Raw genomic sequence first — 14281 nt, 5'->3', positions numbered from 1 at the left:
CCCTTTCATTGCAGGGTCACCTCGTCGTCTTGAACGAAAGAGAAGGTGTCTTTGTACTGCTTCAGTTCCAGTGAAACGTCCGCAGCTGCAATTCCTTCAATTTGAGAGAGTCGTTCATTGACAAAGGTGATCAGCTCATCATTACTATGGAAACACGCTTGGATAATCAAGTCGTGCTTACCGCTATAAGCGCCTACAAAACGTACTGCAGAAAATTTGCTTAATTTTTCTGCCACTTCTTTCTGCAAACCTAGCTTTGTGGTTAACCCGATGATAGCCTGCACATGTAATCCTAATTTCTCTGGATCGGGTTGTATTACGAATTGGAAGACTCCGTCTTGTAAAAGGCGAGTGATACGTGATCGAATCGTTCCTTCACTCACGCCTAGCTGATGGGCGATTTCTGTATATGGGATACGCCCATCTTCATGGAGGATTTGCAGAATCTGTCTGTCGACATGGTCCAGCTTTTTCATAAATACGATTTTCTGGGAACCTCCATCATTTTTTTACGAATTTCGCAACAATCTTTTACAAACAGTCTAATACAATAAAAGTAATCGGAAATGATAGCGGTGTCAACGAAATTTGACAAGTAGAATAATAAAACTTTATAAAGTCAATCCGAACAGTAAAATATTTTTTATATAATAAAAAAACGACTTACATCTTACTATTGAATATGAAAAACTAGATTTAATCAACAATATTTTTTCGAGAAACTGTATTTTTACTCATAAAACAAGGCGCGCTCATGTGCTGTGCACGCCTTGTTTTATTTGATTGATCAACTAATATCCTACAATCTATGCTTCGATAATTTTATAGATCAACGGTTGTTCTCCGTCGATTGCCGTCGAAATCTGGAAGGCACCTTCCATTTCTTTCAACGCATTTTTCAGAAGCTGGTCATCGTTGGCATGGATGGTGACCAAAACTTCTCCAGCCTTCACCTGATCCCCGCGTTTTTTGTGCAGAACAAGACCTACTGCCAAGTCAATTGGCATTTCTTTTGTCAATCTGCCAGCACCCAGGACAACAGAAGCATGACCGATCGCTTCCGCATCAATCGCACTTACAAAGCCGTCCTGTTCGGCTGTAACGGTATGAATGATCTTTGCTTGCGGCAGACGAGACAAATCATAGACATCCTGCTTATTGCCGCCTTGAGCTTCTACCATTTCCGCCAGTTTATCTACTGCTTTTCCGGAAGCCATCAGGTCTTCGAGCTTCTTGCGTCCTTCTTCCACATCACCAACAAGGCCCCCCATTACAAGCATACGGGAACCAATAGACAACACCAACTCGGTCAAATCGCGTGGACCTCTACCTGCAAGTGTCTCCACCGCTTCTTTCACTTCTAGTGCATTGCCCACAGCAAAGCCAAGCGGCTGGTTCATATCGCTGATAACCGCCACCGTTTTACGTCCAACTTGGCTGCCGATTGCAACCATCGCATTTGCTAACGTTTCTGCCTCTTCAATGCTTTTCATGAAAGCGCCCTTCCCTACTTTTACGTCAAGCAGGATGGCATCTGCTCCAGCCGCAATCTTCTTGGACATAATGGAGCTTGCAATCAACGGCACAGCCTCTACAGTAGCTGTCACGTCACGTAGAGCATACAGTTTCTTATCGGCAGGTGTCAGATTGCCAGACTGTCCGATTACGGACACGCCAATATCACGCACCTGCTGCAAAAATTGCTCGCGTGTGCGTTCTACTTCAAAACCTGCGAAGGACTCCAGCTTGTCGATGGTGCCTCCTGAGTAACCAAGGCCTCTTCCAGACATTTTTGCCACGGGAATACCTGCTGCCGCTACCAGTGGCGCAACAACAAGAGTAGTTTTGTCCCCTACTCCGCCTGTACTATGCTTGTCTACCTTAATTCCTTGCAGAGAAGACAGGTCAAGCTGTTCGCCTGACCCTGCCATTGCCAAGGTTAGATCTCCCGTCTCTCTCGCCGTCATGCCACGGAAAAAGACTGCCATTGCCCATGCGGACATTTGATAGTCAGGAATACTTCCATCTGTATAGCCTGTCACCAGAAATTGAATCTCTTCTGTTGTCAGTTCTCCGCCATCACGTTTTTTGGCGATCATATCGACCATACGCATTGTTAATCCCTCCGAATCCGTTACTTACATTTTGGCTACGATACCATTGACCAGAGCCAAGAATTGAGATTTTACCTTCTCTGTTGTTTCCATAACTTCATCATGGGACAGAGGCTGTTCCAAAATACCTGCTGCCATGTTGCTAATGCACGAAATACCGAGTACCTTCACACCCATGTGTCGTGCCACGATTACTTCTGGTACAGTTGACATCCCTACAGCATCCCCGCCCAACAGACGAAGCATACGGATTTCCGCGGGAGTTTCGTAGGAAGGACCTAGCAGACCTGCGTATACACCTTCACGAAGCTGGATTCCTTGCTCGGACGCAACTTCATGAGCGAGCTTGCGGAGCTGTTTGGAATAAGCCTCAGACATATCCGGGAAACGCGCTCCCAGTTGTTCATCATTTGCACCGATCAACGGATTGCGGAACGTCATGTTGATGTGATCGGAAATCAGCATGAGGTCGCCTGGATTGTAGCCTTCGTTAATTCCGCCAGCCGCATTGGTCACCATAATGGTTTCTACACCGAGCAGCTTCATGACACGGATTGGGAAAACAACGGCATCCAGTCCATGCCCCTCATAAAAGTGGAAACGACCTTGCATTGCAACGACTTGTTTGCCTTGCAGCTTACCAATCACGAGTTGTCCTTTGTGACCGACAACGGTGGACACAGTGAAGCCAGGGATTTCATGATAAGGAATGATCACTGGATTTTCGATTTCATCCGCCAATACACCAAGCCCTGATCCGAGTACGAGACCAATGGTTGGTTTTTCTGTCAATTTCGGTTCGATATATGCTACTGCGTCATGGAAATTTGCCAATTTAACTCTCTCCTTTTTTGTGTTTCTTCTATTATATAAATGTTTATTTTTACTTTACCTTTATAAACGATTAAGGAAGCTCTTCCCAATCACGGGAGCAGCTACTCCAAAATTGTCTGCGATGGTTGCACCCAAGTCCGCAAATGTCTCGCGGATACCCAAATGTTGTCCAGCTTGAATACCCTTGTGATAAGCAAGCAACGGAACGTATTCTCTGGTATGGTCACTGCCATGATGTACAGGATCGTTACCATGGTCTGCCGTGATTACCAGCAAATCATTTTCTTGTAGCGCTTCCAAAAGCTCTGGAATACGAGCGTCGAACTCCATCAATGCATGACCATACCCTTCTGGATCACGGCGATGACCGAACTTCGCATCGAAGTCCACGAGATTGACAAAGGAAAGGCCCGTAAAAGATTGTTTCATCGTGCCCAGAATTTGATCTACACCATCCATGTTATCTTTGGTACGGATAGATTGGGTAACACCCTCTTCAGCGTAGATGTCGCTGATTTTGCCAATGGCAATAGAAGCAAGACCAGCATCTTGCAGACGATTCATGACTGTCGGAGCAAATGGCTTCACGGAATAATCATGCCGATTTGCTGTGCGGCTAAAATTGCCTGGCTGCCCAACAAATGGACGCGCGATGACACGAGTAACGGCAAATTCATCACGAAGCGTCAACTCACGAGCTACCTCGCAAATATGGTACAGCTCTTCAAGCGGAACGATCTCTTCATGTGCTGCCACCTGAAATACACTATCCGCAGATGTATAGACAATCACTGCACCTGTATTCATATGCTCTTCGCCAAGCTCGTCGAGAATGTCTGTTCCAGAAGCGACTTTGTTCCCGAGCACCTTGCGACCGATACGCTGCTCAAATTCCGAGATCAACTCTTGGGGAAATCCGTCTGGATACGTGTTAAACGGAGTAGACACATGCAGACCCATGATTTCCCAATGACCGGTCGTCGTATCTTTCCCCATGGAGATTTCCTGCATTTTCCCATAATGGGCCATAGGAGCCGCTACTGGTGCAACGTTTTGGAGTGGTGCTATATTTCCCAAACCCAATTTTTGCAGGTTGGGCAATGAAAATCCTGCAACTCGTTCCGCAATATGACCTAAGGTATTCGCTCCTGCATCATTGAACTTCGGCGCATCAGGTTGTTCGCCAATCCCTACGCTGTCCATGACGATCAGAAAAACTCGAGAATACTGCATCTTAACGCCTCCTGTTTACCAGTCATTCATTTTCTATCATCAAGTCGTCAGACGTCTGACCTGATTCAGAAAATTTTTCTCCGCCCGACAATCAGGCGGAGTCGATCGTTTTTCATACTCATGCTCGCGGATGTGTCTTGGCATAGATGTCCTTAATCCGCGTTCTGGTTACATGTGTGTAAATCTGGGTGGTTGAAATATCAGCATGCCCAAGCATCTCTTGAACAGAGCGCAAATCGGCTCCATTTTCCAATAAATGAGTGGCAAAAGAGTGGCGAAGCGTATGGGGTGTAATCTCAGCACGGATGTTTGATTTTTGGGCATATCGCTTAATAATTTTCCAAAAACCTTGCCGTGTAATTTGTTTGCCCAAGTGATTCAGAAATAATGCAGTATCGCCAGTTCCTTTTACCAGCTTGGGGCGCCCTGCCTGCAAATAGTGGCGAACCATTTGAATGGCAACTGAGCCTAACGGAATGATTCGCTCTTTTGATCCTTTTCCCAAGCATTTGACAAAGCCCATATCCAGATTCACATCAGCACTATCCAGATTGACTAACTCCGAGACACGAATGCCTGTCGCATATAAGAGCTCAAGCATTGCCTTGTCCCGCAGCCCGGCAGGATGATTGACAGGAGGACTTTCCAAAAGACGTTCCACTTCCTCAACAGAGAGCACTTTCGGCAAGCGTTTTTCGATCTTCGGTGTTTCCAGATGGATGGATGGATCTTTTTCTATGTATTTATCCCGAATGAGAAACTGATAAAACGCTCGTATCGATGCCATGTTGCGAGAAAGCGTTGCTGTAGCACGTCCTTTTTCCCGTAAAACAAGTAAGTACCCAATGATGTGCGTCCGAGTAGAATCCTCTACGCGAGTGACACCTTGCTCTTGTAAATACGAGGTAAAGGCCACCATATCCCGTTGATAGGATTCCAGGGTATTTCTCGATAACCCTTTCTCCACAGTCAGGAAATGAATAAACTGATCAATCAGACTGTCCATGAAGCTGTCCCCTTCTAGCTGAGAAGTATCTTGTATTGCTTTCCACAAAGAAAAAGAAACTCCTGCTTCTCCAGATAAAAAACTCAAACTCAAACCTGCATTACTCTCCCGTTAAAAAAAAGAGCTGTAGTCGTGCGACATATCCGTCAAAATCCTGTGTCTGAGAGGTATTGATCACTTTTACTACCTTCACCGCGTTACCATGCGGTTCATGATAAGGGTTTGCCGGGAGAAATTTGTCCGCCAGCAATGTAATGATGCCATAGGAGAGCAAGGTACAAGTAATGAATAGAAGCAAGAAACGAAGCCCCTCCATCAAGCGGCGATAAGAGACCTTCATCCGTAAGCCTCCTAACAGACTTTCTTTCATTTATATGCACTTGTCCCCTGCTCCATTCGAATCGATCCTCTCTTAGGATTCCACAGGAATAGGTCTGCCATTACAAAAGCTCCCAAGGAAAAAAGAAAAACTTCTCCGTTCCCAGAGAAGTCGACTTTATTTGAAGTCCTCCACGTTCACTTTATCTACACAACGATTGCAGATCCCGTAGAAGGTCAATCGGTGGTCGGTAATATAAAAGTTGTAAACATTCTTGACTTTTTCTTCTGCTGTGACAAGCAGATCTTCAAAAATTTCATCCACCGTACCGCAATTAAGGCAAATGAGGTGATGATGGTGATAGGCAGCATTATCATCACGAAGATCGTAACGAGCTACGCCATCGCCAAAATTCATTTTATGAAGGATCTTCAGTTCGCTCAACAGCTCTAATGTCCTGTATACGGTTGCAAGCCCGATTTCCGGTGCTTTATCCTTCACCAGCAAGTAAACATCTTCCGCACTCAAATGATCTTCTTCATTCTCCAACAACACGCGAACAGTGGCTTCACGCTGTGGTGTCAGCTTATAGTTTTGTGAATGCAACTGCTGCTTAATTTTCTCTAATTTTTCTTCCAACATTAATGCCCCTCCCCGCTCGCATGAAACCTGTTCCTATTATAGTAGAGGGGCATCGAATAAGTCAAATGCATAAGTTCTTACCTGAGAATTATTCTTAATTAAGTACGAGCTGCATCAACCTAGGGGAAATGAAAGTTTCAAACAAGGCTGCAATCGTCAATACCGCCAGCATGCTAAAAACAAGAACGGTATAGCCCATAAAATGCGGCATGATAACATCCCTTTTACTTAGCACTCTCGTCCGTATGAGTCGAAGCGAGAACGAAATTCCGCTGACGCCTACAATAAAAAGGGCAGGGACGACTAATAAATTTTGCGGGAGAACACCCACCATCGCAAATGTTACCCCTTGCCATTGGAGCTGACTCACTAAAAAACCAACAGTGAAACCAACCACGACCCCTTTTAAGAAGAGCATCAACAAAATCATTGGCAACCCAATAATGGATAATCCTAGCACCCACATGATCGCTATGGTTTTGGCATAATGACCAAACGCCTGCTGAAAATGGGCACTGGTCTCAGGGATGCCATCACTGCCAAGACTGTTGAAAAAATATTGCAGAAAACCGTACAGCTCCTGCTTCTGTGATAATGGCAGTGAATTGACGAGGACGGCTCCGAAAATAATGCCCATCGTAAACAGGACGATCGTGAACCAGTAGAGTGACTGATGCTCTCTCACATAGGATTGGATAGTTTGTCCGACTCGTGAACGCACGCTTCGTCGCCTCCCGCTTGGCTGATTACTGTACAGCTTATGCGGACGAGTTCTCCCCTATGACAACCTACATCGGGACGATCTTTCCGTAAGTACCGGCTCCACCCTTTTGAATGGAGAGCTTTCCCTCTCGTGCTTGTACGATAAGTGAAGCAATTTTCTCTCCGACAACATGGGTGAGCTCTTCTGCGTTCGCGCGATGCAGTACGTTCATCTGTGTACCAAACGACCGATACAGCTTATCCAATAATTTCGGACCAACTCCCGGAATGAATTCCAACGGGATTTGCTCGATATAAGGAGGACGGAACGTCGGATGCTGGCCAGCCTCTACATCCGCCAACTGATCAATGCGCGCTGCAACCCCTCGCACAATTCGTTGGAAGCCGCATTCCGGACATTTGCCTGAGGCATCCGCCGCCAGTAAGGACTGGCACCCTTGGCAAGCCGTTTGATGGTACTTTCCAAGCTCGGGATGCAGACCATAATTCACATGAACCCCTCTTCCACCGATGCGCTTAATCGCTTTCACCCACTCTACGAAAGAACGCTCTTGCATATGCATCGCTTGATATTCCCGGCCTATCTTCGCCAGAGAATGGGCATCTGAGTTTGTGAGAAAGGTTTTGTCATGGAGCTCGGATATGCGGTCCGCCATTGTGGTATTTGCGCTCAATCCCAGCTCAACCGCATACACGAGTGAAGGATCAAGCACTTCGACCATCGAATCTGCACAACTTCCGTACATCCCTTTATGCGGCGTAAAAATATGTGCCGGGATCATAAGGCCCTGCAATTGGTGGACACAGGCTTGCAATTCCCTTAGTGAGGTGTAAATACGCTGAGAGCTTAATTGCACATTTTTGCAGCGTTCAGACAGCCACGCGGTAAATTGCTTCATTTCTTGCAGCTTCGGCAAATAAACGAGAAAATGAGCTGCACCTCGTCCTGGCTCTTTGATTTCTACTTCGCACCCCAAGATTAACAACGTATCTTTGTAGGAAATTCCCCCATCCTCCTGTTCAGTCGCTAATCCCTTTTCCAACAGATCTACCAGCTCATCCTGAACCTCCAGCGAATGTGCATCGATAATCCCGATGACATCCATCCCTTTTTTATCTGAGGCCTCCTCCAAAATTTGGGTGAGAGTCATTTGGCGAGAAGCCGTTATTTTCACAGGTTTACCCGTCCACGTACCACCGATGTGAATATGCATGTCACAAAAATACGAAGTAAGCATGGTACTAGCGACGCTCACGCAGCATTTTGTTTTCCCATGCAAACAATGCCACTACTGTCTTGGCATCTCGAATTTCTCCACTTTGATGCAGAGCATGCGCTTCTTCCAGTGTTACTTCCAGCACATCAACGAACTCATCCTCGTCCGGCTTGCTTTCTCCTTTTTTCAAACCTGTAGCCACAAAAACATGTAATATTTCATCTGCGAAGCCTGGCGATGTGTAAAAAGAGCTCAGCGGTGTGTACTGACTCGCGACGTAGCCTGTCTCTTCCTCCAGCTCGCGCATTGCACATGCGAGCGGCTCTTCCCCTGGCTCCAGTTTTCCCGCTGGGATTTCTACAATCGTACGCTCCAATGGCTTGCGGAACTGTCGAACGACAACCATTTTGTTTTCATCTGTTATCGGCAATACAGCAACCGCTCCTTGATGATTCACGATTTCTCGCTTCGCTATGTTGCCATTTGGCAGAAGTACCTCATCTACTTTGACCTTGATAATTCTGCCGTTATAAATCGGTTGACTCGAAATGGTTTTTTCATATAAGTGATCATATTTACTCACGGTCTTCATCATCCTTTTTCGTGAAGTCGTTCTAAATCGTCGATTCCCTCCATAAGTTGGGAGCATAGAGCTTGTCCACCTTATTGTATCGGAGGAGATCATGAATGAAAACATATGTTAGCGAAAAGCAATTGCGTATGGTAGGGAAAGCTTGGGAGATCAAGGCTGCGCTTCGTTCCTGGTCAAATAAAGACGCAACCCTTCAAGAGTATTTGCTGAGACGGGCAAATGCGGGACGTCGTTAACGGTTTGGAAGATATAGCCCAGACTGTTTCCTACAAAATCGGCTGCCATCCATGCCGTTTGAAAAGGAGCAGGGTCCTCTTGCCAATTTCGCCCCATTGTAGAAAAGGACAAGCCATACCCCTTTTCCAGTGTTGCCAGTTCTGACATGTCTGGGACTTTTCCCTTTATGAAAATGTGCTTCCCCCCAACTTCTATTGTTTTCATTTGCCGCGAAAGGATTTCATCTCTTTCATCCCCGAAAATCGGGATTGTAACCAGAGCAGGGCAGAGAGCAAATCTGTTTATGATCGATATGGTATGGTGACTGACACCGTAATGTCTGGGACGTTGGTCCCCAAAGCTGATTCTGGGAATAAAAAAGGGTGTTCCTCCAAGAGTGGCGACGGCATGAATGACCTCAGCTAACTGAATTCCCGAGAAGCCATAAGATGTACCCGTACCTGCTACCCCAGGTCCCAGCATGCAAATAATGATATCGGCATGCTCTACTTGGCGTGCTGCCAATAAGCCACTATGAATCGTCAATGACTCGCGATCTCCGCCCCACGCATGACCTGTCGTCACTGTCGCATCCAAGCCCCCGATTGCTTTTAATCGATGAACGTGCTGGCTCAAGGCAATCGGCAAAGATGCGCCGTCCGGCATCACATATACGATACGGGCATTTGGATTTTGTTTACGCAAGGCAAGGACAGCAACAGGTAGAAGACTGTGCAGTTCGCTGATCAAAACAGGGGTACCTTCCAAGGATAAGTCTTCTTGCACAAACAAATGGTGGTAAGGACTAGCCTGTTCTTCTACCGTATCAACCGCGAGCTGCCATGGTGAATAGCGCATTTTCATGACATGCCCCCACTCATTCGGAAGGACATCCGTTTCCTCTGGTTGTGTGACCTTTCCTACGACAAAGTGATACCCGCCTGTTCCCAATTCAAGGCGAACAGCGGTTGTATTGATCAAAAGTAAATCGCCACTATTATAATCTTCCTGCAAAAAAGACAGCACTCTCTCCATTTTGAATCCGGCAACCGATTCTGTCCGGACTTCGAGTAGCTGTATCCCTTTTTGCTTTTCCAGAACTTTTTGGACCGTCCCTACCACCAAACGAAGCACTCAGCCTCCCCCTTTCATTCCTGCCTCGTCCCCAAGCTTTCTATTCAGTCTATGATGAACAGTGGTTGTCTCAATCATGCAAACAAGTAAACGAACGAACAAAAAGGCCGGAACCCCTCGCAAGGAGATTCCGACCTCTTTTGGTTACTCTTGTACTTCTGCAATAACAGCAAGCACCAGCTCAGCCGCTTTGTTCAATTCAGCGATTGGCATGCGCTCGTTTTTGGTATGGATTTCTTCATAGCCAATAGCAAAGTTTACGCTTGGCACGTTGTAGCCGTTAAATACGTTACCGTCGCTTCCGCCACCGCTTGCAACCAGCTCAGGATTGCGGTCTACACGTTTAACTGCTGCAATCGCTTTTTGCACAACTGGCGTTTCTTCGTTGAATTTGTAGCCGTGGTACATAAAAATGACCTCATTTTCGCAAGTCGCACCCATCTCAGCTGCCACTTCTTCAAAAGCTGTCGTCATTTTCTTCACTTGCGCTTCCAGCTTGTCCATTACCAAGCTGCGAGCCTCAGACCAAATTTCCACATAATCCGTTACGATATTGTACGCTTTTCCACCTTCAAAGCGACCGATGTTTGCTGTTGTGTCTGCATCGATTCGGCCCAAGGGCATACGGGAAATTGCTTTACTAGCGACCGTTATAGCACTGATACCATCCTCTGGATTTACACCCGCATGCGCTGCTTTACCGTGGATTTTGGTTACGATGCGGTATTGACCAGCACCAGCTACCGTAATTTTCCCGACTGGACCTTCCGAATCGAGGATGAAGCCCATCTCTGCCTTCAGCAGGCTGGAATCCATTGCGCGGGAGCCTACAAGTCCGGACTCTTCTCCCACAGTTAATACGACTTGAATCGTTGGATGCGGCAGGTTTTGCTCTTTCATGCTGCGAATGCCTTCAAAGATCGCCGCGATTCCTGCTTTGTCATCTGCACCGAGGATCGTTGTTCCATCAGAATAAATGTAGCCATCGCGAATTTGAGGCTTGATTCCGTTTCCTGGTACGACCGTATCCATATGGCTGCTAAACAGGATGGTTGGACCTTTTCCAGTTCCCTCCAACGTTGCGATCAGATTGTTGGCACCATGTCCGGTTTTCGCTGCTGCGTCATCCTCTTCTACGGTAAAGCCCATCTCAATCAGTTTTTCTTTGAGCACCTTGTTGATCTCTGCTTCGTTCTTTGTTTCACTGTCAATCTGGACGAGCTCCAAAAATTCATTTAACAAACGCTCTTGGTTGATCGTACTCACACTCGTTACCTCCTGATTGTACTACCCGATTTTGGTACATATTCACAAGTTCCAGTATACCGCAAAAAAATTTTTTCTACTACGTAAACGCCTATGATTCTTTCGGATATTGGCACAGCTCATACAAAACGCCATTTGCTGCCTTCGGATGCAAAAATCCAATCAACGCATCGTGCGCACCCGCTTTGGGGATCTCGTGAATAAGGGGTACACCTTGCTCTTTTAATGTGGTTAACCGAGCCGTAACATCATCTACATCAAAAGCAATGTGGTGGATGCCTTCTCCGCGCTTTTCCATAAATTTTGCTATCGGACTCTCATCACTCAACGGCTCTAGTAATTCAATATGACTTTCGCCGATCTTTAAAAATGCCACCTGTACTTGTTCGCTCTCTACGATTTCGGTTCCAACCAACTCCAATCCCAATTGCTCGGTATAAAAGGGAAGCGTCTTATCCAAGCTTTTTACCGCAATGCCGATATGGGCAATTTTTTTCGGTGCGCTCATGAATCATCATCCTTTTGTAAGTGGTTGTCTCATTGGCTGCAATTCGGTACAATTTCAGCATGGGCAAAAAAAGAAAGCCAATGATATCCTTTTCTTCATTCTAGCACAGCCACTTACAGAATCACCTGATAATTTCCTCTACATTGAAAGGAGGTTTGATTAGAATGAGACACCAATCGCTCTTTGCCAAAATCCTGATCGGCATTCTAATACTCTCACTCATCGTTCCCACGTTTTTTTACTTTCAATAAACGAGTGATGAAAACAATGAAAACCCCTTTCCGACCGAAAAGCGGAAAGGGGTTTTTCTTTTGTCCTAGCTCGTTTTTATTTATAAACGTATACGCTGGAAGTTTTCGCATCCCAGCCAACTTTGTAACCAAGATTATCCGTTACTGTACGGATTGGAATCATTGGCATGCCGTTTTTGAGGACAACAGGTGTTGGCAGTTGAACATCTGTTTTCCCTACTTTTGCTGTTTTCGACCCAACTGTAAACTTCACGACTTTGGTTCCACTGATAACAGCAACACTTGAATTGTTCCATTGCGTAGTCAGTGCCAGTGCTTCTTTAAAGAATTGAGCTGGAACCATGGTCGTATTTCCATCAATGTAAGGAGCTACAGAGAGAGGATACGCTTTTCCATGCAGGGTGAAGTTTGCTGCATTCACTTTAAAGGCAGCCGAGTTCGTTGGAATAGTAGTCGATGGTTGTTGCGGTGTTGTCGTTACAGGCTTTGTTTGAGCCGGTGAAGGCATTCCTACACCAACAATACGAGAAAACAACAAACCTCTTTCTTCGGACGTAAATACGCTAATGCTATATGTGTTTTTCACAGCAGGGTTTACGATGTTCGCTGCTGGATTGATCACGATATTAGCATTTGTTGCCGCAGGAATATCCTGAGACGGATAAATCAGAACGTTTTGTCCACGAACGGCAACGAAATTCGCACCTACACCATTCACAGAGATGTTAGCTGGCGCGATATAAGCCGGTACCTTGTAGCCCACTGGGAATACGATCTCGATGAAATCACGCTGCTTTTGCAGACCAACACCCATTCCTTTGATTGCTACATTCACACCCGTCTGCTTGCCAAGTGCATTTTGTGTCAATGCGATGGTTGCAGTGCTGTTGTTAACACCAGTATTTGGTGTAGGGACTGGAGTTGTTGGGTTAGTAGGCGTCGGATTAGTTGGCGTCGGGGTCACCGAAGAGCCACCGATGCTGAAGGATTTGGATTCCAAAGTTCTTCCGGAAACAGTAGCCTTCAATGTGTAGCTGCCAGCCGTTTTTGGATTCGAAATCCACGCTCCGTAAGTAACTTCAACCTTCACTTTGCTAGTCGCTTTGAAGCCTGTTGGTGCAACCAAGGCGACTCTGTTTCCGACTGCAGTTGCTTTCCTCGCTGCTTTCCCGTTGATCAAGAAGTCGGATGCTGTCAAAATACCCGGTACCATATCAGACGACGGGAACTCAAGAACCAGTTCTCCATCTTCTTTCAACTCTTTGCTGCCGAAGTCAGCATCAAACGTGTAGCTAGTGCGAGCTCCTACTCCTGGATCAGACAAATTAACCGTAAAGCTGTCGGAAGCGTTTGAGCTGGAGCCGTTTTTCGTAATTTCGAATGTATCTGACTCATATGTCGTACCATCGTATTTCACTTTGATAACATATTTGTCACCGGAACTTGGATTCTCAATGCCAGCATCTTTGTCAAATTCCAACGTAATGTAATCATCTGAGTCTGCTCCACTCGGAATCTTGATATCTACCGAGCTACCGCTAACACTGACGGATTTCGCTTTCGTACCGTTTACCGATACATCGTCTTCATCAATGCTCGAAGGCAACATGCCTTTCTCTGGGAAAGTGACGGTAATGGTGGAGTTCGTCTCCAGCTCATCGCTACCCTTCAGAGAAATTTTGCCGAGCTTGAGGCTTACTTTATCGCCTGCTGCTTTGCTGCTCAGCGTTACGCTGTAATCGTTTTTGGACTTGCTACTGCTGCTGGAGCTGCTTTTTTTGATCTCAACTTCGTCTGTGTCAGAACTCTCATTTTCGGTTTCTACTTTTACATCATATGTACCTTTATCATCAGGATTGGTGATCCCGCTTTTAATGGTAAATGAGATTTTATCTCCTTCATCAAAATCCTCATCCACCGTGATAGTCACTTCATTGTCATCCACTTCAACTTTTTTAACATCTATACCGGAAATATCTTTCTTACTGATCTTACTATCCACATCGAAATCATCGTCGAACTCAACCGTGATAGTATCTCCACTTGACAGGTCTTCTTCAAGCGTGAACTTAATATCATAGTCACTTTCTTTCCCAGCACCATCGTTGTCAGCTGATACATCCAACTTTTCAACAGCATATGCTTGCGGTACTGCAACAAAAGGTGTAGCGGCCAGCGCTGATGCCAGCACTATTGGTAGTGCTTTTTTACTTTTCTCCATGTTTT

General features: G+C 45.9%; 14 protein-coding genes and 1 pseudogene. 1 reads left to right on the top strand and 14 read right to left on the bottom strand.

Annotated features, from left to right (window positions below; all coding sequences use genetic code 11):
- Positions 1-5: 5 nt before the first annotated feature.
- The 10 genes from ACUUHJ_RS13090 to ACUUHJ_RS13045 all read right to left on the bottom strand — a co-directional run bounded on the left by ACUUHJ_RS13090 (position 6) and on the right by ACUUHJ_RS13045 (position 8671).
- A complete protein-coding gene (locus ACUUHJ_RS13090; protein ID WP_012686077.1) occupies positions 6-476 on the bottom strand; it encodes an Lrp/AsnC family transcriptional regulator in 471 nt (156 codons plus the stop codon).
- 330 nt (positions 477-806) lie between these two features.
- Complete coding sequence (locus ACUUHJ_RS13085) at positions 807-2114, bottom strand: pyrimidine-nucleoside phosphorylase (RefSeq protein ID WP_472299060.1); 1308 nt, start codon at positions 2112-2114, stop codon at positions 807-809.
- 24 nt (positions 2115-2138) lie between these two features.
- The gene (locus ACUUHJ_RS13080; protein ID WP_199927109.1) at positions 2139-2948 is read right to left on the bottom strand and encodes a purine-nucleoside phosphorylase; all 810 of its coding nucleotides are present in this window, start codon (positions 2946-2948) and stop codon (positions 2139-2141) included.
- Positions 2949-3008: 60 nt separating this feature from the next.
- Positions 3009-4181 carry a phosphopentomutase gene (gene deoB, locus ACUUHJ_RS13075; RefSeq protein ID WP_289677630.1) on the bottom strand — a complete coding sequence of 391 codons (1173 nt, stop codon included), beginning with the start codon at positions 4179-4181 and terminating at the stop codon, positions 3009-3011.
- Positions 4182-4299: 118 nt separating this feature from the next.
- Complete coding sequence (xerD, locus tag ACUUHJ_RS13070) at positions 4300-5187, bottom strand: site-specific tyrosine recombinase XerD (protein ID WP_289677628.1); 888 nt, start codon at positions 5185-5187, stop codon at positions 4300-4302.
- Between the two features lie 100 nt (positions 5188-5287).
- Positions 5288-5527 (bottom strand): YqzK family protein, encoded by a 240-nt coding sequence (locus tag ACUUHJ_RS13065; RefSeq protein WP_012686072.1) that lies wholly within the window; start codon positions 5525-5527, stop codon positions 5288-5290.
- A 156-nt stretch (positions 5528-5683) separates the two neighbouring features.
- Positions 5684-6148, bottom strand: coding sequence for a ferric iron uptake transcriptional regulator (gene fur, locus ACUUHJ_RS13060; protein WP_007720739.1), 465 nt, complete (start codon positions 6146-6148; stop codon positions 5684-5686).
- Between the two features lie 94 nt (positions 6149-6242).
- A complete protein-coding gene (gene spoIIM / locus ACUUHJ_RS13055; RefSeq protein ID WP_472299059.1) occupies positions 6243-6869 on the bottom strand; it encodes a stage II sporulation protein M in 627 nt (208 codons plus the stop codon).
- A 67-nt stretch (positions 6870-6936) separates the two neighbouring features.
- Complete coding sequence (locus ACUUHJ_RS13050) at positions 6937-8109, bottom strand: endonuclease Q family protein (protein ID WP_472301182.1); 1173 nt, start codon at positions 8107-8109, stop codon at positions 6937-6939.
- A gap of 4 nt (positions 8110-8113) precedes the next feature.
- Positions 8114-8671, bottom strand: a complete 558-nt coding sequence (locus ACUUHJ_RS13045) for an NUDIX domain-containing protein (protein ID WP_289677626.1) — start codon at positions 8669-8671, stop codon at positions 8114-8116.
- A 104-nt stretch (positions 8672-8775) separates the two neighbouring features.
- Between ACUUHJ_RS13045 and mciZ the strand changes: the two are divergent.
- A pseudogene (gene mciZ, locus ACUUHJ_RS13040) lies at positions 8776-8832 on the top strand (Z-ring formation inhibitor MciZ); the annotation flags it as partial.
- Here mciZ and ACUUHJ_RS13035 read toward each other — a convergent pair.
- The 4 genes from ACUUHJ_RS13035 to ACUUHJ_RS13020 form a co-directional block, all read right to left on the bottom strand.
- On the bottom strand, positions 8831-10030 hold the full coding sequence (locus tag ACUUHJ_RS13035; protein ID WP_472299058.1) for a DUF3866 family protein: 1200 nt from the start codon (positions 10028-10030) through the stop codon (positions 8831-8833). The pseudogene mciZ and the gene ACUUHJ_RS13035 overlap by 2 nt on opposite strands.
- Before the next feature lie 144 nt (positions 10031-10174).
- Positions 10175-11296 (bottom strand): M20/M25/M40 family metallo-hydrolase, encoded by a 1122-nt coding sequence (locus ACUUHJ_RS13030; RefSeq protein WP_016739956.1) that lies wholly within the window; start codon positions 11294-11296, stop codon positions 10175-10177.
- Between the two features lie 91 nt (positions 11297-11387).
- Positions 11388-11804, bottom strand: a complete 417-nt coding sequence (gene mce / locus ACUUHJ_RS13025) for a methylmalonyl-CoA epimerase (RefSeq protein WP_289677623.1) — start codon at positions 11802-11804, stop codon at positions 11388-11390.
- A gap of 327 nt (positions 11805-12131) precedes the next feature.
- The gene (locus tag ACUUHJ_RS13020; protein WP_472299057.1) at positions 12132-14276 is read right to left on the bottom strand and encodes a copper amine oxidase N-terminal domain-containing protein; all 2145 of its coding nucleotides are present in this window, start codon (positions 14274-14276) and stop codon (positions 12132-12134) included.
- Between the last annotated feature and the right edge of the window lie 5 nt (positions 14277-14281).

Source organism: Brevibacillus schisleri (assembly GCF_055685845.1).
Note: the sequence above shows the minus strand (reverse complement) of the source record. Positions and strands in the feature narration are given on the sequence as shown.

What these genes read in the sequence shown, in the direction of transcription:
- ACUUHJ_RS13090 (WP_012686077.1), bottom strand. Translation starts at nt 476, where the DNA reads ATGAAAAAGCTGGACCATGTCGACAGACAGATTCTGCAAATCCTCCAT.
- xerD (WP_289677628.1), bottom strand. Translation starts at nt 5,187, where the DNA reads ATGGACAGTCTGATTGATCAGTTTATTCATTTCCTGACTGTGGAGAAA.
- ACUUHJ_RS13085 (WP_472299060.1), bottom strand. Translation starts at nt 2,114, where the DNA reads ATGCGTATGGTCGATATGATCGCCAAAAAACGTGATGGCGGAGAACTG.
- ACUUHJ_RS13065 (WP_012686072.1), bottom strand. Translation starts at nt 5,527, where the DNA reads ATGAAGGTCTCTTATCGCCGCTTGATGGAGGGGCTTCGTTTCTTGCTT.
- ACUUHJ_RS13050 (WP_472301182.1), bottom strand. Translation starts at nt 8,109, where the DNA reads ATGCTTACTTCGTATTTTTGTGACATGCATATTCACATCGGTGGTACG.
- fur (WP_007720739.1), bottom strand. Translation starts at nt 6,148, where the DNA reads ATGTTGGAAGAAAAATTAGAGAAAATTAAGCAGCAGTTGCATTCACAA.
- deoB (WP_289677630.1), bottom strand. Translation starts at nt 4,181, where the DNA reads ATGCAGTATTCTCGAGTTTTTCTGATCGTCATGGACAGCGTAGGGATT.
- mce (WP_289677623.1), bottom strand. Translation starts at nt 11,804, where the DNA reads ATGAGCGCACCGAAAAAAATTGCCCATATCGGCATTGCGGTAAAAAGC.
- ACUUHJ_RS13020 (WP_472299057.1), bottom strand. Translation starts at nt 14,276, where the DNA reads ATGGAGAAAAGTAAAAAAGCACTACCAATAGTGCTGGCATCAGCGCTG.